The 20,953-nt window shown below is 59.2% G+C and carries 19 protein-coding genes and 1 tRNA gene; 14 read left to right on the forward strand and 6 right to left on the reverse strand.

What is annotated here, in order from left to right; genetic code table 11:
- The first annotated feature begins 22 nt into the window (after positions 1–22).
- From ppk1 to pstB, 5 genes are all read left to right on the forward strand, one after another.
- A complete protein-coding gene (ppk1, locus tag ACYVI2_RS14585; RefSeq protein ID WP_415821797.1) occupies positions 23–2,092 on the forward strand; it encodes a polyphosphate kinase 1 in 2,070 nt (689 codons plus the stop codon).
- 143 nt (positions 2,093–2,235) lie between these two features.
- Complete coding sequence (gene pstS / locus ACYVI2_RS14590; protein WP_415821798.1) at positions 2,236–3,276, forward strand: phosphate ABC transporter substrate-binding protein PstS; 1,041 nt, start codon at positions 2,236–2,238, stop codon at positions 3,274–3,276.
- Between the two features lie 111 nt (positions 3,277–3,387).
- On the forward strand, positions 3,388–4,404 hold the full coding sequence (pstC, locus tag ACYVI2_RS14595; protein WP_415821799.1) for a phosphate ABC transporter permease subunit PstC: 1,017 nt from the start codon (positions 3,388–3,390) through the stop codon (positions 4,402–4,404).
- A gap of 30 nt (positions 4,405–4,434) precedes the next feature.
- Positions 4,435–5,292 carry a phosphate ABC transporter permease PstA gene (gene pstA, locus ACYVI2_RS14600; RefSeq protein ID WP_415807859.1) on the forward strand — a complete coding sequence of 286 codons (858 nt, stop codon included), beginning with the start codon at positions 4,435–4,437 and terminating at the stop codon, positions 5,290–5,292.
- Between the two features lie 42 nt (positions 5,293–5,334).
- Positions 5,335–6,144 (forward strand): phosphate ABC transporter ATP-binding protein PstB, encoded by an 810-nt coding sequence (gene pstB, locus ACYVI2_RS14605; RefSeq protein WP_415821800.1) that lies wholly within the window; start codon positions 5,335–5,337, stop codon positions 6,142–6,144.
- 194 nt (positions 6,145–6,338) lie between these two features.
- Here pstB and ACYVI2_RS14610 read toward each other — a convergent pair whose 3' ends face one another.
- Complete coding sequence (locus tag ACYVI2_RS14610; protein WP_415821801.1) at positions 6,339–8,573, reverse strand: TonB-dependent siderophore receptor; 2,235 nt, start codon at positions 8,571–8,573, stop codon at positions 6,339–6,341.
- A 191-nt stretch (positions 8,574–8,764) separates the two neighbouring features.
- Here ACYVI2_RS14610 and ACYVI2_RS14615 point away from each other — a divergent pair, with 191 nt between their 5' ends.
- Positions 8,765–9,775: a helix-turn-helix transcriptional regulator gene (locus ACYVI2_RS14615; RefSeq protein ID WP_415821802.1), complete on the forward strand. Its 1,011-nt coding sequence runs from the start codon at positions 8,765–8,767 to the stop codon at positions 9,773–9,775.
- 26 nt (positions 9,776–9,801) lie between these two features.
- Here the strand turns inward: ACYVI2_RS14615 and ACYVI2_RS14620 are convergent, their stop codons facing one another.
- The 3 genes from ACYVI2_RS14620 to ACYVI2_RS14630 all read right to left on the reverse strand — a co-directional run bounded on the left by ACYVI2_RS14620 (position 9,802) and on the right by ACYVI2_RS14630 (position 13,043).
- Positions 9,802–10,659, reverse strand: coding sequence for an amidohydrolase family protein (locus tag ACYVI2_RS14620; RefSeq protein WP_415821803.1), 858 nt, complete (start codon positions 10,657–10,659; stop codon positions 9,802–9,804).
- 220 nt (positions 10,660–10,879) lie between these two features.
- The gene (locus ACYVI2_RS14625; RefSeq protein WP_415821804.1) at positions 10,880–12,043 is read right to left on the reverse strand and encodes a mandelate racemase/muconate lactonizing enzyme family protein; all 1,164 of its coding nucleotides are present in this window, start codon (positions 12,041–12,043) and stop codon (positions 10,880–10,882) included.
- A gap of 34 nt (positions 12,044–12,077) precedes the next feature.
- Positions 12,078–13,043, reverse strand: coding sequence for a Bug family tripartite tricarboxylate transporter substrate binding protein (locus ACYVI2_RS14630; RefSeq protein WP_415821805.1), 966 nt, complete (start codon positions 13,041–13,043; stop codon positions 12,078–12,080).
- 112 nt (positions 13,044–13,155) lie between these two features.
- Between ACYVI2_RS14630 and ACYVI2_RS14635 the strand changes: the two genes are divergently transcribed.
- Entirely contained in the window at positions 13,156–14,079 is a 924-nt protein-coding gene (locus tag ACYVI2_RS14635; RefSeq protein ID WP_415821806.1) for a LysR family transcriptional regulator, read from the forward strand.
- A 393-nt stretch (positions 14,080–14,472) separates the two neighbouring features.
- On the opposite strand, the gene ACYVI2_RS14640 is transcribed toward ACYVI2_RS14635, so the two are convergent.
- Positions 14,473–15,072, reverse strand: coding sequence for a nitroreductase family protein (locus tag ACYVI2_RS14640; RefSeq protein ID WP_415822327.1), 600 nt, complete (start codon positions 15,070–15,072; stop codon positions 14,473–14,475).
- A 132-nt stretch (positions 15,073–15,204) separates the two neighbouring features.
- Positions 15,205–15,852 carry a phosphatase PAP2 family protein gene (locus ACYVI2_RS14645; RefSeq protein ID WP_415822328.1) on the reverse strand — a complete coding sequence of 216 codons (648 nt, stop codon included), beginning with the start codon at positions 15,850–15,852 and terminating at the stop codon, positions 15,205–15,207.
- Positions 15,853–15,869: 17 nt separating this feature from the next.
- Between ACYVI2_RS14645 and ACYVI2_RS14650 the strand changes: the two genes are divergently transcribed.
- From ACYVI2_RS14650 to ACYVI2_RS14680, 7 genes are all read left to right on the forward strand, one after another.
- Entirely contained in the window at positions 15,870–16,772 is a 903-nt protein-coding gene (locus tag ACYVI2_RS14650; RefSeq protein ID WP_415822329.1) for a hypothetical protein, read from the forward strand.
- Positions 16,773–16,782: 10 nt separating this feature from the next.
- Positions 16,783–17,421 carry a hypothetical protein gene (locus ACYVI2_RS14655; protein ID WP_415822330.1) on the forward strand — a complete coding sequence of 213 codons (639 nt, stop codon included), beginning with the start codon at positions 16,783–16,785 and terminating at the stop codon, positions 17,419–17,421.
- A gap of 8 nt (positions 17,422–17,429) precedes the next feature.
- Positions 17,430–18,806 carry a YcaO-like family protein gene (locus ACYVI2_RS14660; RefSeq protein ID WP_415822332.1) on the forward strand — a complete coding sequence of 459 codons (1,377 nt, stop codon included), beginning with the start codon at positions 17,430–17,432 and terminating at the stop codon, positions 18,804–18,806.
- A 29-nt stretch (positions 18,807–18,835) separates the two neighbouring features.
- A complete protein-coding gene (locus ACYVI2_RS14665) occupies positions 18,836–19,636 on the forward strand; it encodes a SagB/ThcOx family dehydrogenase (protein ID WP_415822333.1) in 801 nt (266 codons plus the stop codon).
- Positions 19,637–19,684: 48 nt separating this feature from the next.
- Complete coding sequence (locus tag ACYVI2_RS14670; protein ID WP_415822334.1) at positions 19,685–20,068, forward strand: RNA-binding S4 domain-containing protein; 384 nt, start codon at positions 19,685–19,687, stop codon at positions 20,066–20,068.
- Positions 20,069–20,211: 143 nt separating this feature from the next.
- Positions 20,212–20,288 (forward strand) — tRNA-Pro (locus tag ACYVI2_RS14675).
- Positions 20,289–20,441: 153 nt separating this feature from the next.
- Positions 20,442–20,828, forward strand: a complete 387-nt coding sequence (locus tag ACYVI2_RS14680; RefSeq protein ID WP_415822335.1) for a VOC family protein — start codon at positions 20,442–20,444, stop codon at positions 20,826–20,828.
- Positions 20,829–20,953: the final 125 nt, after the last annotated feature.

The following is a 20,953-nucleotide window of genomic DNA, read 5'->3' on the forward strand; positions in this document are numbered from 1 at the left end:
GTCTCTAGAATTGGAACCCGGTATGTCTACGTCGCTGGTTGAGCCTCCGTTTTTGAACCGTGAACTGTCCTTGCTGAAGTTCAATGAACGGGTGCTGGCGATGGCGGAAAATCCTCAGGTGCCGCTGCTCGAGCGCTTGCGCTATGTCTGTATCGTCAGCTCGAATCTGGACGAATTCTTCGAGATCCGTATTTCCAGCCTCAAAGAGCAACTGCGTCAGAATCCTGCCTTGGTCGGCGCTGACGGCCTGACGCCGGCAGAGGCTTTTGCGCGTGTCCAGGAAAAGGTCCACGTTCTGGTGGACCGCCAATACAGCCTGCTCAACGATGAGATTTTTCCCTGCCTGGATGCCGAGGGAATCGCGCTGTTGCATGCTTCGGAATGGAATGCCGAGCAACAGCAATGGGCGCACGAGGTATTCAATCGCGACGTGATGCCTTTGCTCACGCCGATCGGTCTGGACCCGGCTCACCCCTTTCCGCGGGTCTATAACAAGAGCCTCAACTTCATTGTGGCCTTGTCAGGCGCTGACGCGTTTGGCCGCCAGGCCTCGATTGCCATCGTGCAGGCGCCTCGGGCCCTGCCGCGATTGATCAAGATGCCGCCCGAGCTCTCGGGCAAACCCGACGGCTATATCCTGCTGACCTCGTTGCTGCGCGCCTTCGTCGGCGAGTTGTTCCCGGGGCTGGAAATGCTGGGTTGCTATCAATGGCGTGTGACGCGCAACAGCGACCTGTTCGTCGACGAAGAAGAAGTCACCAACCTGCGCCACGCTCTGCAGGGCGAACTGTCGCAGCGCAACTTCGGTGCGGCCGTACGTCTGGAGATCGACCGGTTGACGCCCGATGATCTGGAAACCTATCTGCAACGGGAATTCTCGCTGACGGCCGATGATACCTATCGCGTGAATGGCCCCGTCAACCTGTCCAGGCTGATGCAGTTGTGCAACGTCGACAACCGTCCGGATCTGTTGTTTACGCCTCACCACGGCTCTGTCCCTGCGCCGCTGGACCGGGTTGCGGACAAACCCGCAGAGTTGTTTGCGGCCGTCGCCCGTGCCGACCAGTTGCTGCATCACCCCTATCAGTCGTTCCAACCCGTGATCGATTTCCTGACGGCAGCGGCAGTGGATCCGGACGTGATGGCGATCAAGCAGACCATCTATCGCACTGGCGAAGATTCCGAGTTGATGAAAATCCTGCTGGCTGCGGCGCGCGCCGGTAAGGAAGTGACTGTCGTGGTGGAGCTCATGGCCCGTTTCGACGAGCAGACCAATATCAATTGGGCTGCTCGCCTGGAGGAGGTGGGAGCACACGTGGTGTATGGCGTGGTGGCGCACAAGACGCACGCCAAGATGGCATTGGTGCTGCGCCGCGAAAAAGGGCGGCTGCGCCGGTATGCTCACCTGGGCACCGGCAACTACCATCCGCGCACGGCGCGCCTGTACACCGATTTTGGCCTGCTGACTTCGGATCCCGACCTCTGCGAGGACATGGACAAGGTCTTTGCCCAGCTGACGGGGTTGGGCGCCCGCCGGACGCTGAAGTCGTTGCTGCAATCGCCGTTTACCATGCACGAGACCATGATGTCTCTGATCCAGGCCGAAATCCGTGCCGCGAAAGAGGGACGCAAGGCCAAAATCATGGCCAAAATGAATTCTCTGCTCGAGGAACAGATCATCGCCGAGCTCTACAAAGCCAGCCAGGCGGGGGTCAAGATCGACCTGGTGGTGCGAGGCGTATGCGCGCTGCGGGCCGGGGTGCCGGGCCTCTCGGAAAACATCCGGGTACGGTCCATCGTGGGGCGGTTCCTGGAGCATTCCCGCGTGTTTTATTTCTATGCCGATGGCGACGAGCCCGTGTATTTGTCCTCGGCCGACTGGATGGACCGGAATTTCTTCCGCCGCGTCGAAATAGCGTTCCCGGTACGGGACAAGGATCTGAAAAAAAGGGTCATAGACGAGGCTTTCACCTATGCCTGGCGCGACAATCAGCTCGCCTGGGACCAGCAGCCCGACGGCACCTATAGCCGCGTGCGCAACCGCCGTGCGGCGTTCAATATGCACGAATTCCTGATGGAACGCCTGAAATAAGGCCCCATACCCAGCCTGACACATTTCGTGTATGTGACTGTCATGGTCTTGTCATGTTGGGATTCTAAGATTCGTTACGTCGATGATCGGACGGGCGGAAACAGCCCGCCGCGACCTCCTAAACGAACACAGAAGGAATTCGAATGTTCAACCGCGTATTCAAACAAATTACCATCGGTGTTGCGCTGAGCGGCGCCGTTTTTGCTGTGCAGGCTGCTGATATCACCGGCGCTGGTGCTTCGTTCCCGTACCCGGTCTACGCCAAGTGGGCGTCGGAATACAAGGCCGCGACCAATACCGCAGTGAACTATCAATCGATCGGTTCGGGCGGCGGTCAGCAGCAGATCAAGGCCAAGACCGTTGATTTCGGTGCTTCGGACGATCCTCTGAAGGCCGATGACCTGGAAAAGAACGGCCTGCTGCAATTCCCGGCCGTGATCGGCGGTACCGTGGCCGTGGTCAATATCGACGGCGTTCAGCCGGGCCAACTGAAGCTGTCGGGTCCCGTATTGGGCGACATCTTCCTGGGCAAGATCAAGAAATGGGACGACGCCGCGATCAAAGCGCTGAACCCCGACGTGAAGCTGCCCTCGGCTGACATCATCGTGGTGCACCGTTCGGACGGCTCGGGTACGACCTTTGGCTGGACCAACTACCTGTCGAAAGTCTCGCCTGAGTGGAAAGAAAAGGTCGGCGAAGGCAAAGCCGTCAAATGGCCCACCGGCCAAGGCGGCAAGGGTAACGAAGGCGTCGCCGCCTACGTTGGCCAGCTGAAGAATTCCATCGGCTACGTCGAATACGCCTACGCCAAGCAAAACAAGCTGGCCTGGACGCAACTGCAGAACAAAGACGGCAAGTTCGTGCAACCCGAACAAACCGCTTTCGCTGCCGCTGCCGCGAACGCTGACTGGAAGAGCGCACCTGGCATGGGTGTGGTCCTGACCAACGAACCGGGTGCCGCTTCGTGGCCCGTGACGGCTGCTACCTTCATCCTGGTGCACAAGGTTCAAGACAAGCCCGAGCAAGGCCGCGCCGTGCTCGAGTTCTTTGACTGGGCCTTCAAGAATGGTGCCAAGTCCGCCGAAGCGCTGGACTACGTGCCGCTGCCTGACAACGTGACGGCAGAAATTCGCGCCACCTGGAGCGAAATCAAGTCCGCTGACGGCAAGCCCGTCTGGAAATAAGCGTCTTAGTAACCACTAAGACTTAACGATGCGCGGGCCCATCAAGGTCCGCGCATCGTCTGCGCCGCCAGGCCCGAGTATCTCTAAGCGTATTTCAAGGAAAGCCCATCCATGAGCGCGGTAATGGATAATGGTGTGCCACGCCAGTCTCATCAGACGGACTCCGTCACTACCGGTACGCCTTCGCCTATGAAGCAAAACAATAACGCGCTAATGGATGCGCTGTTCAAGAACGCCACCCGGCTTTTTGCCTTCCTGGTGTTCATCCTGCTGGCAGCCATTATGCTGTCCCTTATTTACGGCAGCCGCGAAACACTGGCCAAGTACGGCTTGTCGTTTCTGTGGACCAACGATTGGGATCCTGTCCAGCAGAACTATGGCGCGATTGTTCCGATTGTCGGCACGCTGCTGACCTCGGCGATTGCCTTGATCATCGCGGTACCTGTGTCATTCGGTATTGCGATATTTTTGACCGAGTTGTCACCCGCATGGCTGCGCCGTCCCTTGGGTACGGCCATTGAAATGCTGGCTGCCATCCCGTCCATCATCTACGGGATGTGGGGCTTGTTCGTTTTTGTGCCCATTTTCCAGCAATATGTGCAGCCGACCTTGATTTCCGTGCTGGGCGGCATTCCTGTGATTGGCGGTATCTTCGCAGGGCCTCCGTTCGGGATAGGTATTTTCACAGCCGGCCTGATCCTGTCTATCATGGTCATTCCGTTCATTACCGCCGTGATGCGCGACGTGTTCGAACTGGTGCCCACCATGCTGAAAGAGTCCGCCTATGGCCTGGGCAGCACGACCTGGGAAGTCATGTGGCGCGTGGTGTTGCCCTTTACCAAGACGGGCGTGATCGGCGGCATCATGCTGGGGCTGGGCCGGGCACTGGGCGAAACCATGGCGGTGACCTTTGTGATCGGCAACGCCTTCCAGTTTCCGGGCTCGCTGTTTGCGCCGGGCAACTCGATTGCGTCTGCACTGGCCAACGAGTTCAACGAAGCCGGAGGCCTCCAGAAATCCGCGTTGCTGGAACTGGGTCTGATTCTGTTCCTGATCACCACCGTCGTTCTGGCTCTGTCGAAAGTACTGCTGTTGCGTGCGACAGCCTCCGAAGGCAAAAAGAGCTGATCGGTCTGCCGGACGTTAATGGGAAGAAACATGGCTGAATCTGCAATCAACATGAGCAACGGCATTTATCGCCGTCGCAATCTGGTCAACAAGGTCATGTTGACCATCTCGCTGACCACGCTGGTGTTCGGATTGTTCTGGTTGTTCTGGATCATTCTGACGCTGCTGTTCAAAGGCGCACCCGCCTTGTCGTTCACACTGTTCACCGAGATCACGCCGCCTCCGGGCCAACAAGGCGGTTTGATCAACGCGGTGGTCGGCAGCGTGCTGATGGCCGGTGTCGGTACGCTGATTGGCACGCCGATCGGCGTGCTGGCTGGTACCTATCTGGCCGAGTATGGCCAGCGCGGCTGGCTGGCGCCGGCGACGCGTTTCTTGAACGACGTGCTGTTGTCCGCGCCGTCGATCATCATCGGCTTGTTCATCTATGCCGTATACGTGTCCCAGGTCGGCCACTATTCGGGCTGGGCTGGTGCGCTGGCGCTGTCCATCCTGGTGATTCCGGTGGTGGTGCGTACGACGGACAATATGCTGCTGTTGGTCCCCAATAGCTTGCGTGAGGCGACGGCAGCCCTCGGTTGCCCCAAATGGCGCATGATCACCCTGGTCTGCTACCGCGCTGCCAAGACCGGCATCATCACCGGTATCTTGTTGGCCATCGCCCGCATCTCGGGTGAAACCGCGCCGCTGCTGTTTACCGCACTGTCGAATCAATTCATGTCGTGGAACATGAATGCGCCCATGTCCAACTTGCCGGTTGTGATTTACCAATACGCGGCGAGCCCATTCAAAGACTGGAACGATCTGGCCTGGGCCGGTGCCACGCTGATTACGCTGCTGGTGCTGAGCATCAACATCCTGGCTCGCAGCCTGTTCCGCAAATCGTAATTGCCATGCCGGCGCCGTGGGGCGCCGGTGATAGGAAGACAAATGCAAAATACTGTTCTCGCCGACAAAGCAGCCAACGCGGCCGCCGCTTCCGCAGCCAAGTCCAAGCTCGAAGTCAAGAACCTGAATTTTTACTACGGCAAGTTCCATGCGATTCGCAATGTGAACATGTCGATTCGTGAGAACAAGGTCACCGCGTTCATCGGCCCGTCGGGTTGCGGCAAATCGACCTTGTTGCGCACGTTCAACCGCATGTTCGAACTGTATCCCGGCCAACGTGCCGAGGGCGAGATCCTGCTCGATGGCGAAAACCTGCTGACGTCCAAGACCGATATTTCCTTGATCCGCGCCAAGGTCGGCATGGTGTTCCAAAAACCCACGCCGTTCCCCATGAGCATCTACGACAACATCGCTTTCGGCGTAAAGCTGTTCGAGCGTCTGTCCAAAGGTGAAATGGACGAGCGTGTGGAATGGGCCTTGAGCAAGGCTGCGCTGTGGAACGAGGTGAAAGACAAGCTGCATCAAAGCGGCAATAGCCTGTCGGGTGGTCAGCAACAACGTCTGTGTATCGCACGCGGCGTCGCCATCAAACCCGAAGTACTGTTGTTGGACGAGCCTTGTTCGGCCCTGGATCCGATCTCGACTGCAAAGATCGAAGAACTGATCGCCGAGCTCAAGAGCGATTACACCGTCGTGATCGTGACCCACAATATGCAGCAGGCCGCTCGTTGTTCGGACTACACCGCCTATATGTATCTGGGCGAGCTGATGGAATTCGGCGACACCGACCAGATCTTTGTGAAGCCGGCTCGCAAGGAAACCGAAGACTACATTACGGGTCGTTTCGGTTAATAGTTGGCAGCACAAAAAAACGCCAGACATGTCTGGCGTTTTTTTTGTTGCCGGGCCGCCCCAAAACAAAAATACCCCCTTGGGGGGCAGCAAGCCGAAGGCGCAGCGTGGGGGCTTTTTTCCTCCATCCGCCGAGAAAATCGGCGATTCAGTCAGAGCGAAACTCCTGTCGGAGATTCGCCCTGAGCCTGCGATCAGTACGTCACGGTCATCGTCGCATAATAAGCGCGGCCAGGCTCGTTGTACGTCGCAGCGCCCGCGGAACTGGCGTTGCCTTCGCGGTACTGTTTCTTGTCGAACAGGTTGCTCACCCCGACGCGGAAACGCAGATGGCTGTTCGGCTCGTAGCCTACGCTCAGGCCGACCAGGGCGTAGGGGCTGATCGTCTGGCGGCCATCGCCTTCCAGGGTTTCACCGGTACGTTGGTTCATCGACGGGCCTTCCTGCTTGCCGTAGTACGTCACGTTTGCCTGGAACGACCATTCGGGGGTGTAGAACCAGTCCAGCGTGCTGTTGATGGTGTACTTCGGAATGACGCTCAGCGGCTCGCCCGTGTCCTTGTTCTTGGTCTGCATCATGTAGGTGAAGTTGGTGTTCCAGTCCAACGTCGGGGTCAGGGGGATGAACAAGTTACCCTCAAAACCTTCTACTACTGCTTTACCGCTATTACCCCATTGCAGCACGCGCGCGCCGTTGTTCAAGCGGTACAGATACTCGGTATCGGCAACGATCTTGTTTTTGTAATCGTTGCGGAAATACGCTGCGCTGGCTCGCCACGTGCCCGGGTCGTATTCGAAACCGATTTCCTTGTTGACGCTAATTTCGGGGCGCAGGTCTTCGTTGCCCGCGAGGTAGCAGCCGCCCGAGTTGCTCTCCGCAGCCCAGCAACCCTGTCCACGGCTGTAGAGTAGGTAATTGGGATTGGACTGATACAGGTTGGGCGCCTTGTAGGCGCGAGCGATACCGCCTTTCAGGCGCAGCGAATCCGTCGCTTTGAACGACAGGTTCAAACTCGGGCTGAAGTTGCCACCGAATTCACTGTTGTGGTCGTAGCGCAAGCCCGGGGTCACGATAGTGCGCGTGCCAGCCTGGATGTTGTCCTCGAAAAAGAGCGCATAACTGTCTTGACTGGTCCGGGTCGGACGCTCGCCGCTCGCCGTGCCGTCGATGCCGTTACCCGTTGTCCCAGTATCGTAGGACTGACGCAAGGACGACGGATCGTCCAGCGATTCATGCAGGTATTCCACGCCGACGGTGGCGACTTGCTGGAAACCGAGCGTGAAGGGGACGTTGACCTCACTGGCGGCACGCAGGCTGCGCAGGCGTGCCGTCGATTTACCCAGGTCAGTAGGCGCGCCTTCGGGGCCACCGGCCAGGCCTTCGGCCTGACGAGCGTTGCGCGTATAGTCGTACGACAGTTCTGATCGTGACGTGCCCCAGTCGTAGTTGCCACGGTGCGTCAAGCCGAAATTCTCGCGGTACATGGCATTGGTTTCTTTGCCATACAGGCTATCGGAGAACTCGCTGTTGGCGTTGTTCATCGTGTCGCCGGCATAGATGTTGCCTTGGCGGCTGAAACTCATTTCGAATTCGAGCGTGTTCTGGGTATCCGGGCGCCATGCAAACAGGGCATTGATGTCCTGATTGATCACCCCTTCGCGGCCAGAGGTATTGGCAACGCCGTTTTCATCGACCGTCGCATGACCCGCGTTGATGTTGCGGTCATCGGCATTGGTCTTGCTGTAGTTGGCATAGACCCGCATGCTGAGCGTGTCGGAGATCGGCGTGGACAAACGCGCGTTGACACGGTTGGTATTGCCCTCGTCGCTGTCTTCCGGCTGGTTGATGTAGTAGGTGGCGGAGGCCGTGGGTTTGTCGCTGGGCTGTTTGGTGATGATGTTCACCACACCACCCATCGCACCCGATCCATAGCGTGCGGCGGCAGGGCCGCGGATGACCTCGATGCGTTCGACTTCTTCGGCGGGGACCCAGTTGGTATCGCCGCGGGTGTCGCGATCGCCGTTCCAGCCGTAGCGTACGGAGTTGCGCGACTCCACCGGTTTGCCGTCGATCAGGATCAGCGTGTTTTCCGGGCCCATGCCACGGATATCGATTTGGCGGCTGTTGCCACGTGCGCCGCTGGAGCTGTTGCCCGTCAGGTTCACGCCGGGTTCGCGACGGATGATGTCGGATAAATCATTGGTGGGCGGGCGGCGCTGAATTTCTTCAGCAGTGATGACGGACACCCCCAATGATTCTTTCACTTCTTCTTCGGCCGTACCGAGAACCTCAACGGCAGACATTTCCTGTACGACGGCAGGGTCGTTAGGCAGGGGAGCGTCAGCCTGGCTTTGGGCCAGAGCGGTGCCTGAGAGGGCGAGAGTGATCAGGGCGCCTAGATACTGGCGCTTGAAGGGTGGCGTGGACATGCCGATTTCTCCGGAGTGCGCAATAGATAGCGCGCCACCCGTTACAATTTGGGGCGCGCCTGATAGTGTTATTAGGAATGATTTACAATATCATTTTGACGTCAGGATTATGTCAGCAAAGTTCAGGTACGGGCTTTGCCTGCACACTAGATTGTTTTGCTAAATCCCCATTTCTCTCTTTTCGTATCTGTATGAGTTCGGTATCGCTCAGTCGTAGCGCGGCATTGCGCCGCAATGCACCCTTGCTCGACGAACCCGCCTTGCACCGGCAGGCACGTCATAGCGCGGAGCACTACGCCGTGGTGGCGCCTGGCGCCAACCGTCCCATGTTTGAGGGGGTGGTGGACACGGTGCAATTGGCCGACGGTCTGAGTCTGCATCGTGTGGACGCCCGCGACCTGCAGGGCGTTGCCGTGCATGCCCACCTGCAACCTGGGCTGCGTATCGCCCTGACTGTGGGTGGCAAGGCCGATGTCAGCTATGACGGATACCGTTTGCTGTTAGGGCCACGGCCCGATGGCGGCGCATGCGGGGCGGTGGTGGCCTTGACGCAGCCTGCTGCGTTCAAGCGGCAGTCCCGTCGAGGCGATATCGAGCGCAGTGTCAGCCTGACACTGAGTGAGGCGTGGTTGCAGCAGCGTTTAGGGGAGGCTTTGCCGTCATGCCTGGCATTCGCTCGCCAGCATCTATCAGTCCATCCTTGGAATGCGTCTGCGCACGCCGTTGCGTTAGTCGAGCAACTGTTGGCTCCGCCCGAGCTGGACGGCGCATTGCTGCGCATGTATCAAGAGTCCCGGTCGCTGGGCCTGGCGGTGGAGGCGTTGAGCAGCGTGAGCGGCGCGGTGCTGGCACCAGTGGCTCACGGGTTGCGGCAGCGCGAGCGGTCTCGGATGGAGCAGGTGCGCGAGTTGCTCGACAGTGGCCAAGCCGATGAGATGAGTCTGGTGCAGATTGCGAAGCATGCCTGCCTGAGCGTGAATACCCTGCAGCGCCATTTCCGTGCGGTCTGGGGCAAAACGGTGTTTGCCTATCTGCGCGATGCACGTCTGGACCGTGCGCGTATGGCCCTGGAGCGCGACGCGATCAGTGTGACCCAGGCGGCATTGATTGCCGGCTATTCCAGCCCGGCGAATTTTGCGACGGCATTTCGTCAGCGATACGGCATACCGCCCGGACTGGCTGGGCGGCGGATGCCCGACTGACGACGCTCAGGCATTTTTTCAGGGCTTCAGAATCCGTACAGTTCCGCCGGGTTATCCACGAGGATGCGAGCGCGTAATGTGCTATCTGGCACCCAGGCGTGAAGCGCCGCCAATGTCGATGCGGTAGCGGGCGGCGCGGGCATCTCCGTCGGGTGGGGCCAATCGGATCCCCACACCAATCGTTCAGGTGCAGCCTGCAATAGTTCGTTGGCGACAGGCGCTGCCGAGTCCACGCCGCCTGCCAGATAATGACCCGATAGCTTGACCCAGCCTGTGCCTCGTTGCAGCCGTGTATGGACGACTCGCCGCGCTGCTTCATAGGTCTCTGTCATTGGCGCCATACGACCCAAGTGATCAAACACCACCGTGCAGGGCAGGCGCAAAATCATGTCGGCATTTTCCGCAATCTGGGTGGGTGTCATGTGCAGTTGTACGTGCCACCCCAGCGAGGCAATGCGCTTGGCCAGCGGCTCGATCATATCGATACGCACAATCGAGGTATGGGCGATGGCGACAGTAAAGCGAATGCCGCGGATACCGCCTTGATGCAGCGTTTGCAATTCGCTATCAGACACGTCAGGGAACACCACACCGACACCGCGCGTCTGGCTGGCGCCCAACTGTTCGATGGCGTCCAGCGTGACGCGGTTGTCCGTGACATGCGGCGCGGGCGTGACGACCACGGCGCGCTGCAGGCCCAGGCTGTCTCGTACTTGCCGATAGGCCTGCGCGGTGCAGGAGGCGAGAGGATTGGGCGCGGCGGGTGCAGCGATCAAGTCCGGGTTGTAGATGTGGATGTGTGAGTCGCAGGCATTTGCGGGCAGAGGTCGTGCCTCGTGCGATGTGGCTGGGGATTCAGGGGCGGATTGAGTCGGTGCGGTCACGAGAATTCCTGCGTGCTGTCAATAAGGCGAGCTCGGTCCATTGTGGACGGCAAACCCTGATTTTAAGCATGTGAGAATAAAGGTCCGTCTCGTGCGGGCACGGTGGCCTTCAATATCGCGCCTTTTTGCCGGTGGCTCTATCAGAAACAATTCACGCGAGAGGCCCATGGCATATCGCCGGCTCGCGGCACGAGCCGGCGCATGGGTTCTGCTGTATCGCTTATTGATCGACGACGAAGCCGTCAAAATGATGTCGCATTGAAATGGGTTTGGTCAGCGGTGGACGAATCTTTTGGGCATCTGGCAGCAGATTCATACCTAGGCCTGGCCCTGTCGGGATGTCGACGAAACCATCTTTCGGCAGAGGCACTGTATCGACGACGTCGCTGCCCAGGTGTTCTGCGCGGGATTCGAAAATCCCTGCCTCGAACCCCGTTGCATACTCCTGAATGGCAAAGTTGGGAATGGCGGCAGCGACCTGCAAGCACGCCGCCAGCCCGATAGGCGAGAGGGGGTTGTGCGGCACGACCTGGACCTGATGGGCTTCGGCGATGGCCGCGACCTTTTTGGCGCCCGTAATGCCGCCGCATAGACACAGGTCTACGCGTGCGTACTCCGCGCCGTTTCTCGCCAGCAGCGCTTCGAACTCATACAGCGTCGAAAAACGTTCGCCCGTCGCGATCGGAATATTGATTTTCTCCGCCACACGCGCCATCGCATCGTTGCTTTCAGGGCGAATGGGGTCTTCGATGAACATCGGATGAGTGTGTTCGATACCGTGGGCAAAGGTAATGGCCTCTGCCGGCGTCAGCCGCCGATGGATTTCGATCAGCAGGTCCACGCGGTCTCCAACGACCTCGCGCATACGCTCCGTGTTGTCGATCGCATCACGCATCTTTTTGATATGCGTCTTGAAGTAGACCTGATCGTGCCCTTCGTCCAGGAATGGATTCAAATGACCAAACGCGGTGAAGCCGGCATTCATTTTTGCTTCGCATTCGATCAGCATTTTTTCTATGGTGTTTTCGTAGATATGGCCGTAGATGCGAGCTTTGGTGCGCGCTGCGCCACCGAGCAGTTCATAGACCGGCACGCCTAGGGCCTTGCCTTTGATGTCCCACAATGCCATATCGATCGCAGAGATGGCGGCGTTTTCTGCGAGCCCCTGAAAATAGCTGAAACGATGCATGACGTTCCAATGATGCTCGATGGGGAAGGGGTCTTTGCCCTCTAGATACTCTGCAAAACGGGCAATGCAGGCCCCGGCCGCCTGGATGTGCCCCCAGGTCCCGGCTTCACCGAAACCGATCACGCCCGCGTCGGTCGTGATGCGGACAAACATGAATTGGCCTACGTGCAAAGGTTCTACTTTCTTGATCTTCATGCTGCTGAGTTCCCTATCGTTGATGCGTGGACTGTCAGTTATTGACGATGTTGGCTTTCTTGATGAGCGCGCCCCATCTCTGGGCTTCGTTCTCGATGAATTGCTTGGTCTGCTCTGGCGTCATCGTGACGGGCTCCGCACCCGCTGCGATAAGTTTGTCGCGAAAGCTCTGCTTATCCAATGCTTGCTTGAGGTCTGCAAATAAGGTCTGGCTGACCGCGCTGGGTGTTCCTTTGGGTACGGCAAATCCGAACCAATTGGCGACGCGAAACTCGGGGAAGCCGGCTTCTGCCGCTGTGGGTACCTTGGGCAAGGTGCTGACGCGTTTGTCGTGCGCGACGGCCAATACCTTGAGTCGGCCGGAATCGACATAGGGTGCGGCCGTGGGGGCGGCAGTAATCAATACATCGACTTGGCCGCTGAGCAGATCATTCAGCGCCGGCCCCGAGCCTTTGTAGGGCACGTGAGTCATATCGATGCCTGCGACGGATTTCAGGAGTTCGCCCGCCATGTGGGGGCCGCTGCCGACACCGCCCGATGCGAAATTGACCTTGCCGGGATTGGCTTTGGCATAGTCGACCAGCTCTTGCAGCGTGTTGACGGGCAGTTTTGAGCTGACGGTCAGTACATAGGGAGCTTCTGCATAGATAGAAACTCCGTCCAGATCTTTGATGGGGTCGAAGGTGAGGGACGGAAACAGACTGGGCACGATGGTCTGCGTCATTTCGTTGGACAGCAGGGTATAGCCGTCGGGCTGCGCGTTGGCGACGAAACCCATGGCGATCGTGCCGCTGGCGCCACCCTTGTTTTCGACCACAAAGGATTGGCCCGTGGACTCCATGAGCGCTTGCGAGGCAATGCGCGCCATGATGTCCGTTGTCCCTCCAGGGGAATAAGGAACGACTACGGTGACGGGGCGTGTGGGATAGGTCGTGGTGGCATGCGAGGCAAACGCAGCTACGCACGCGCCTATCAGCAAGAGTTTCTGTAATTTATGCATGTTGTCTCCGGTTTGTTTTATGAGTGGAAGTACTACATGCAGAAATTAGACACGCGTTATGGGTGTTTAAAATGGCTCAAAACTTACTCTACTTTTCAGCTCTAGGTTAATAATGAACGAGTTGACGGGCGCTTCTGCCGAGATGGCGTTTTTCAGTCTGTTGGTGAATGCGGGCAGCCTGACTGCAGCGGCCCGTGAGTTAGGGATTTCTCCGCCGGCTGCGACGCGCCGCCTGAAATTGTTGGAGGAACGGCTAGGCGTGGCGCTGTTGGCGCGGACGACACGGCGAATGAGCCTGACGGCAGAGGGGGAGGAATATCTCAGCCACGCCCGGCGCATTCTTTCGGATATTCAGGATTTTGAGCACTATCTATCAAAATCGCGGGTTGAGCCTCAGGGATTGTTGAGAGTCAATGCCACATTGGGTTTTGGGCGCAACCATATTGCGCCTCTGATATCGAGGTTCTATCAGCGTTATCCCAAGGTGCATGTCGAGCTGCAATTGACCGTCAATCCGCCGCCGGCATCGGATAACTCTTTTGATGTGTGTATTCGTTTTGGCGAGCCTCCCGATTCGCGTATGGTCGCGCGGAAATTGGCAGACAATCGGCGGCTATTGTGTGCGTCGCCGGATTATCTGCAAAAGCACGGGGTACCGAAGACGCCGCGCGATCTGGCGCGTCATCATTGCATTGCTATTCGGCATGGGGATGAGGCGCATGGCCTGTGGCGATTGTCCTCGGCGCAAGGGTCGGAGTTGGCCAAGATCAACGGGCCGCTGGTGACGAATGATGGCGACATCGCGGTGCAGTGGGCACTGGATGGGCTGGGCATCATCATGCGGGCGGAGTGGGATGTTGCCCGGTATCTGGAGAGCGGGCGATTGCAGGTGGTGCTGAGGAACTATCGGACGCCTGAGGCGAATATTTACGCGGTTTATCCGCAGCGACATCAGATGGCGCGGCGGGTGCGGGTGTTTGTCGATTTTCTTGGGGAGGCGTTTGTTCGGCTGTCCGGTGGGGCGGTTTGGCGGTAAAGGAGGGGGGCGCCGGGCGAGGTGTTCGTTGCCGTTCGTGGGCGTTTCTATGGAGACGTCCCGGTCGCGTGCCTGGGCGGGGCGCCGGGCCTATCGCACGGACTCGGCCCGTTAGCAGGGGCCTCGGCCTCGCTGCGCGAGGCTAAATCCGTGCTCTACGGCCCGGCACCCCGCCCAGGCACGCAACCGGGACTCGCATTGAGGTAATGCGACGGGCGGCGGGGCAATGCGACGGGCAATGAGGTAATGCGACGGACGGCGGGGCAATGCGACGGGCAGCGAGGCAATGCGGTGGACGGTGAGGTAATGCGGCGGACGTGATCGGCAAAGCTGCAGGGTGGCGGGGAGGCGGAACTGCAGGCTTTGCGGGTGCGTCGGGGGCTTTTTTGCCGTTTAGCCGATGACGCGGAAGCGTTCGGCGTCGTCCATGAAGGCTTTGTCGCCGAAGGGGGCTTCGTTCGAGCCAAAGGGCATCTGCGCGCGCAGTTTCCAGCTGGCAGGGATGTTCCATTCGGCAGCGACGGCGGCGTCGATGAGCGGGTTGTAGTGCTGCAGGCTGGCGCCTATGCCGGCGTTGGCCAGGGCTGCCCAGGTGGACAACTGGGCCATGCCGCCCGATTGTTCCGACCAGACGGGGAAGTTGTCAGCGTACAGGGCAAACTTTTCTTGCAGGCTGCGCACGACGTCTTGGTCTTCGTAGAACAGGACCGTGCCTACGCCGGCGGCAAAGCTCTTGAGTTTGGCTTCGGTTTTGTCAAAGCCTTCGGCGGGGGCGACTTTGCGGACTTCGTCAATCGCGATTTGCCAGACTTTGTCGCTTTCGGCGCCAAACAGGATGACGGCGCGCGAGCTTTGCGAGTTGAACGACGAGGGGCTGTGCTTGACGGCGTCCTGGATCAGGGCGGTCAGTTCTGCTTTCGAGGCCGACAGGTTGCGACCCAGCGCATATTGGGTGCGGCGTTGTTTCAGCGCTTCAAGAAAGGCGTTGCTCATGAAAGAAGTCTCCCGACTAATAGATAGACAGTAAAGTACGGGCAAATTCTAACTGTTGCGTCGCATCAAAGTCATCGGTTTTGGTCGGAAAACGCACGTTTTCGCGTAGGACAAATTGTTCCTCTGGTGGTGCTAATGCGAAACGGATCGCATGGGCCAGATCGCCAGGGTGGCGAACCCGACCGCCAGTCCAGTCGCAATGTCCCACAGATCGTGCTGCCATGTCGTGACCGTGGAAACCAGGATCAGCAGGCACCAGCCATGCCATGCCCAGCGAGCCAGGCGATGACGCTGTAACTGCGGCAACCACGCTAACCAAACCAACAGCAGGGTTGCCGCATGCAGTGACGGGAACATGTTGTACGGCTGCTCAAATGCCCTCAATTGGCTAAAGAGCAGGCCCGTTATCCCATCTGGCTGTGGCAGCGGGCGTACGTTGATCGAGGGAACGAGTGCAAATGCCGCAAAGCAGGTCAATTGCGCCGTCACTATGCGGGCAGCATGCCGCCGCAGCGCGTGTACATGCTCGAATGCGAAAAACGTGCAGGGAAAAATGAGGTTCAGGCTCAGGTAAGGCCAGATCGTCCAGGCCAGAAAAGGAATGTGGTCGTCCCATGCGGTATGCCATGACATGGCGTCGGTTTGGGCTGCCGCCCAGCCATTGGTCAGGCTGTAGCCGACGAGAAACAGCAGACCCGAAAGCAGCATCCAGCCGATGGCTTCTCGCCACGGGTGATCCGATCTCTCTTGAACACCGGTAAACTGCGATTCTTGCACCATTATTGTTTTGCAGGTTGATGACAGATAACTCGAGCGCGGCCTTATCTCATCCTGGCGACCGCTGGATCAACAGTCCAGCCTGGACGTTGCTGGAGCAGGCGCATGACGGACGTACGCTGCTCGTGTTGACCGGTGGCGCCGACGAAACCTATATCGTAGACGAAGCCGTCTCCGATACTTGCGTGCATCGCGTTTTTCAGGCGTGGCAAAACCAGAGCTTGTCCTTGTTGCTGGATGACCCGGAATGCGGCGCAGCGGCGCGGCAGATACACCGGGTCGGGGCATTGGTGCCGCCTCGTGCCTTGGCTGAGGTCAATCGTTTTTCCCTGGCGTGGCTCGGTGATCCGTGCGAGGCATTGATGCCGGCGTTGACCACGATGATGGCGGAATACCGTATCGCGTTGCCGGACGATGTGCCGCGCGATGTTGGCGCTGGTGCCAATATCGACGATCTCTTGCTGGTTGTGCGCACCAGCGCTCAATGGGCGTGCGCGTTGAGTACCTATGCCGCACTGCGGCCGCGGCAGCGGCACTTGTTCATCGATATCGCGTATCACCACACCGTCAGTATCGGCCCGTACGTGGTGCCGGGCGAGACGGCGTGCGCCGCATGCTTGGGTCATCGTGTCGCTCATCGTTGGGGCGATTTGCCAGGTCCGGCAAAGCCCGCCATGTCGAGCAGGCCACAATCGGTCGCGTCCTTGTTGGCTCCTCTTTTGACGGCGCCTGGCGGATTACTGCCTTTTCTCGAACATAGTGTCAGTTTGAATTTACAGACCTTGTCCAGTGTGCGGGACAAGGTCTTCCAACTACCCGGTTGCCCTGTATGTGAGGGCCCGCATGACTCGCCGGCCGGGGCGTTGAATCTACCTTGGCAGGTGTCGCCACCTGCCGCCTTATCCGGCCCGGTGGGGCATTGAGGAGTTTGCCATGTATCGTCTGCCTAATCAGTTCGATCCCGCCGGACGCCACGATAATCTGTCCGCGGCCGGGGGCGGGTCGACATCAACGACCTGCAGTAGTTGTCTGGTGACCGTGGGGATCGCGAGTGTCGCGACCTCGTCGATTTTCTCGGGGCTCGTGCCCGAGGCGTTGGCGCGAGCGCGTACATCCGATTCGGCCTCGACTGATGCGTCTAGCGCGTCTTCAACAGTGGTCGCGACTGAGCCGCCCTCGTTCGCTTCGACAGCGGCTTCAGCGGGTCATGTTGACGCGAATGGACAGCCGAGCGCCTCGCCTGTTCAGGTATCCACAGCAACCTCAGAGGCTGGTAAACATTATGACGCGCGCCTGTCCGCGGGCCTGCGCCAACCGATGTCGAAAGGCGAGCGTCGCACGATAGGCGCACTGTCGATCGTATTGGCCGTGATTGCGGGGATTCTCGGGTTTCTCGTACAGCCCTTGTTTGGTGCCATTGCTTTTTTCGCCGTCTATGTCGGCATATTCTGCGTGGTTTACGAGCGTTCGAACCAATCGCCCGGGAAGGGGGCTGCCGTCGCGCTGCTGATGTTGATCGGCATTGTGGCGTGCGCGGCGTTTGAGATGTACATCTGGATTGAGAACATGTGACGGCGGATATGCCTCAGTTGCTATCACGCCGTTTATTGGCGCAGGCGGCAAGCGCGCGTTGCGGGCTGGTGCTGCCCGTCAGTGCTGTCGATGCGCAGCCTTGTGACAGATTGGGACCGATATTCGATGGCAAGGCGCTAGCGAATGTCGCTGCGCCCAAAGATCCCGTGAATGCATGGCAAACGGTATCGGGGGCCGTCGCATTGGATTCGCGAGACGCGATCTCAGGCGCGATTGCCGAGGCGCTGGAGCGCCTGGCGGCGGCTCAGACTGCGTTGACGTTGCGCACGCGCTCACAACTGACCGACGAAGAATGCCTGGATGATGAGGCGTTTGCCTTGTTTTCGGCCGAGCAGCGCGCGCAGCCCGGTTTCCCGTGGCCGATGGTGCCATCGCCAGATGACATCTATGCGCCAGTCTATCGTCTGGCCGACAACCAGATGCGTTGGGTGCCTCAGGAACTGGTCGGGCTCGGTCCGCGGTCAGGACAGGCGCGCATGCCCTCGACATCCAGCGGCCTGGCCGCGTGGCGCGATGAGGCAGGTGGTCCGTGGCTTGCCGTCTTGCGGGCCGCGCAGGAATTATTAGAGCGTGATGCCTTGGCGGCGACATGGCTCAATGGCCTGGGTGGCCGCAAACTGAGCTTGCCTGCTGAATGGACCGATTATGTCGCGGCGAGCGGCGGTGAGATCGCGGCCTTTGACCTGACTCAGGCCTGGAATCCGCATCGCGTCATTGCTGTTGCCGGCGGTTTACCGTATGGCGGGCGTCCACGTTTTGTGTTGGGTATTGCGTGTCGCGCGAACGTCGCCGAGGCCTTGCATAAAGCGCTATTGGAATGGGCGCAGGCTTTGACCTTTGCATCGCATCTTGCAGATCGAGGTGATGATTTGCCGCATCAGCCGGACGCGTTGCGCCGTTTCGATCAGCATGCCGTGTTTTATACCTTGCGTCCGGAGTTGTGGCATCAGACTGCATTGATGGCACATGCCGAGCCTCATGTTGAACGCACGCCTGATGTCGGGATGACTACAGCGGGAACAGCAGTAGCGAGTGCCGAGGCCGCCGCTGCGGGCGGAGCTATCGCTGCAGAGGCTGGGCGCCGTGATGCTCCCGATCATGAGCAAACCCTGACGCAATTGCATCAGCTGCAGATGTCACTGACGAATAGCGGCATTGATCTTTACTATCGCGAGCTCACTACCGTCGATGTGGCGGCCACCGGTTTGCGCGTGATGCGAGTGTTGTCACCGCAATTGAGCGGATTGCATGCTGATGAGCGCGCGCCGTTTCTCGGTGGCCGTTGTGCGGATATTCAATGGCGTTATCCTGGCAGTGTGCGGCACACGGTTTTTCCCAATCCTTTTCCTCATCCGCTGGGCTGAGAGCCCGGCTCGTTGCCATGCCATCAGATATGCCTCCCGACTCAGATTCGCCATGGGCCGACGCGCCGTTGTTTCATCTGTTCTGGAAGAATGGCGAGCTCAACAACAGCCGGGCAATGGCGATGGGGCAGCGTATTGCGCGAGATGCTGTGCGGCCTGCGGGCACGCCGGCTCCTGTGCACCGCGCTGGTGTGGTTGCCTTGCCGGATGCGCCGGAATCCGATATCAATGCTTGGGAACGCCGCGTCAGTGAGCGCAGTTTTAGTGAGGCACCGGCGACTTTGCCAGACCTGGGCCGCATCCTGCATCCCCTGCGTATGCGGTTGCAGGGCACGACGAGGCTGTTGCCCTCCGGGGGCGCCAAGTATCCCATGCAGGTCTATGTGGCGTTGTGCCGACTCGATGGTCCCTCGGAGCTGACCGGGCAGATCGCATGGTATGACAATGCTCGTCACGGACTCGTACCGGTATGTGCTTGTCCCGCATGGCCGGAGCTGGCGCGCATGCTGGGCGTGGATTGGGAGCAAGCGCCAGCAGCCGTCTTGTTCATGATCGCTCGTCCGGAAAACATGCTGGCCAAATACGGTGAGCGAGGAGGGCGCTTTTTGCTGATCGAGGCGGGTGTTTATCTGGGGGCGCTGGGCTATCAGGTCGCGCAAGCGGATTGGAGCGGCTGCGCGATTGGTTCTTATCATGATGAAGCCGTGCTGTCGTTGCTGGGGCTTTCGGCGCCGCGTCATGTGGCGACGCTGGTTTATGCTTGCGGTCCGAAGCGCGGATCGTCGTGTTCGGGCGAGACAGCTGAGGCGCCGTTCTCTATCAGCGATTGAGGACGTCACCTCGCTTGTGAAGGCTATCGATGTCATAAAATGACGGCTATGGCAGACAAATTGCGACTGGACAAATGGCTGTGGGCGGCGCGCTTTTACAAGACGCGTAGCCTGGCCTCTCAGGAAATCGGCAAAGGGCGGGTGCTGGTCAATGATCAAGCCGCCAAGCCCGCACGTGAAATCGCTGTAGGCGATCGGGTGAGTGTGCGTAAAGAAGATCCGCCGATTCACGTACAAGTTCGGGCATTGAGTGCGGTACGCGGCCCGGCGCCGGCCGCGCGCCTGCTTTACGAAGAAACTGCCGAAAGCATTGCGGCGCGCGAGCGCGCTGCCGAGATGCGTAGACTGGCTCCCGAGCCGGCCCAAGGTATCGTTGCAGGACGCCCCACCAAACGTGATCGGCGGCTGATTGATCGAATGCGTGGCGAATGAGTCTGCAAAAGACAACTACTGTAACGAGGTAATCCCCAACCCGTGTCGCTTCTCGGCGCAGAGTCGTCGATTGTGGTAGCATTCCGTTCCCTGACGAGAACGACGCGTTTTTGTCGTTTACGGTCAGGACAAATCAGTACCCACGGGGCGTAGCGCAGCCTGGTAGCGCATCTGCTTTGGGAGCAGAGGGTCGCGAGTTCGAATCCCGCCGCCCCGACCAATCAAATCAAGGACTTACAAGCTTTTTGCTGTAAGTCCTTTTTGGTTTCTGGCCGAAGCACCTGCTTTCAACTACGCCGAGTACGCTCACCGCAGCGGGCCTACAATGATCTGCCTTGGCCTGCCGAGGCCGTCCTTCCCCGAGGAGCGATGCATGCTAGATCATGTCGAAATCCACGTGAGCGACTTCGAGCGCAGCCGGACGTTCTACTTGAGCGCGCTCGCGCCCATGGGTTATATCCCGCGCAAGGTCCTGCCCACCGGCACGGGCTTCGACGTTGGCGAGCCCGACGGTGAGGGCGATCCGGGTGGCGAATTCTGGATTCATCAGGGTACGCCCAGCACCCCGCGCGTGCATATAGCCTTTCGCGCCCGCAGCCGCGGCGAGGTCGACGCCTTCCATCGCGCAGCGCTGGCAGCCGGCGGTCGCGACAACGGCGCACCTGGCCTGAGACCGAAGTATCACCAGCACTATTACGGCGCCTTTATCCTGGATCCGGACGGCTACAACGTCGAGGCGGTTTATCACCGCGCCGTTTGATCTCGTTGTGTCCCGGGGGCGGGACATGGTGACACGTTGTGGCGCCAGTCGAGGTAATCGTCGGCGTCTCAGCCTATGACAGGGACTCCTCTATTACCCATCATCTGGTTCATTGTGTCTTGCAG

Source organism: Bordetella tumbae, from assembly GCF_054780995.1.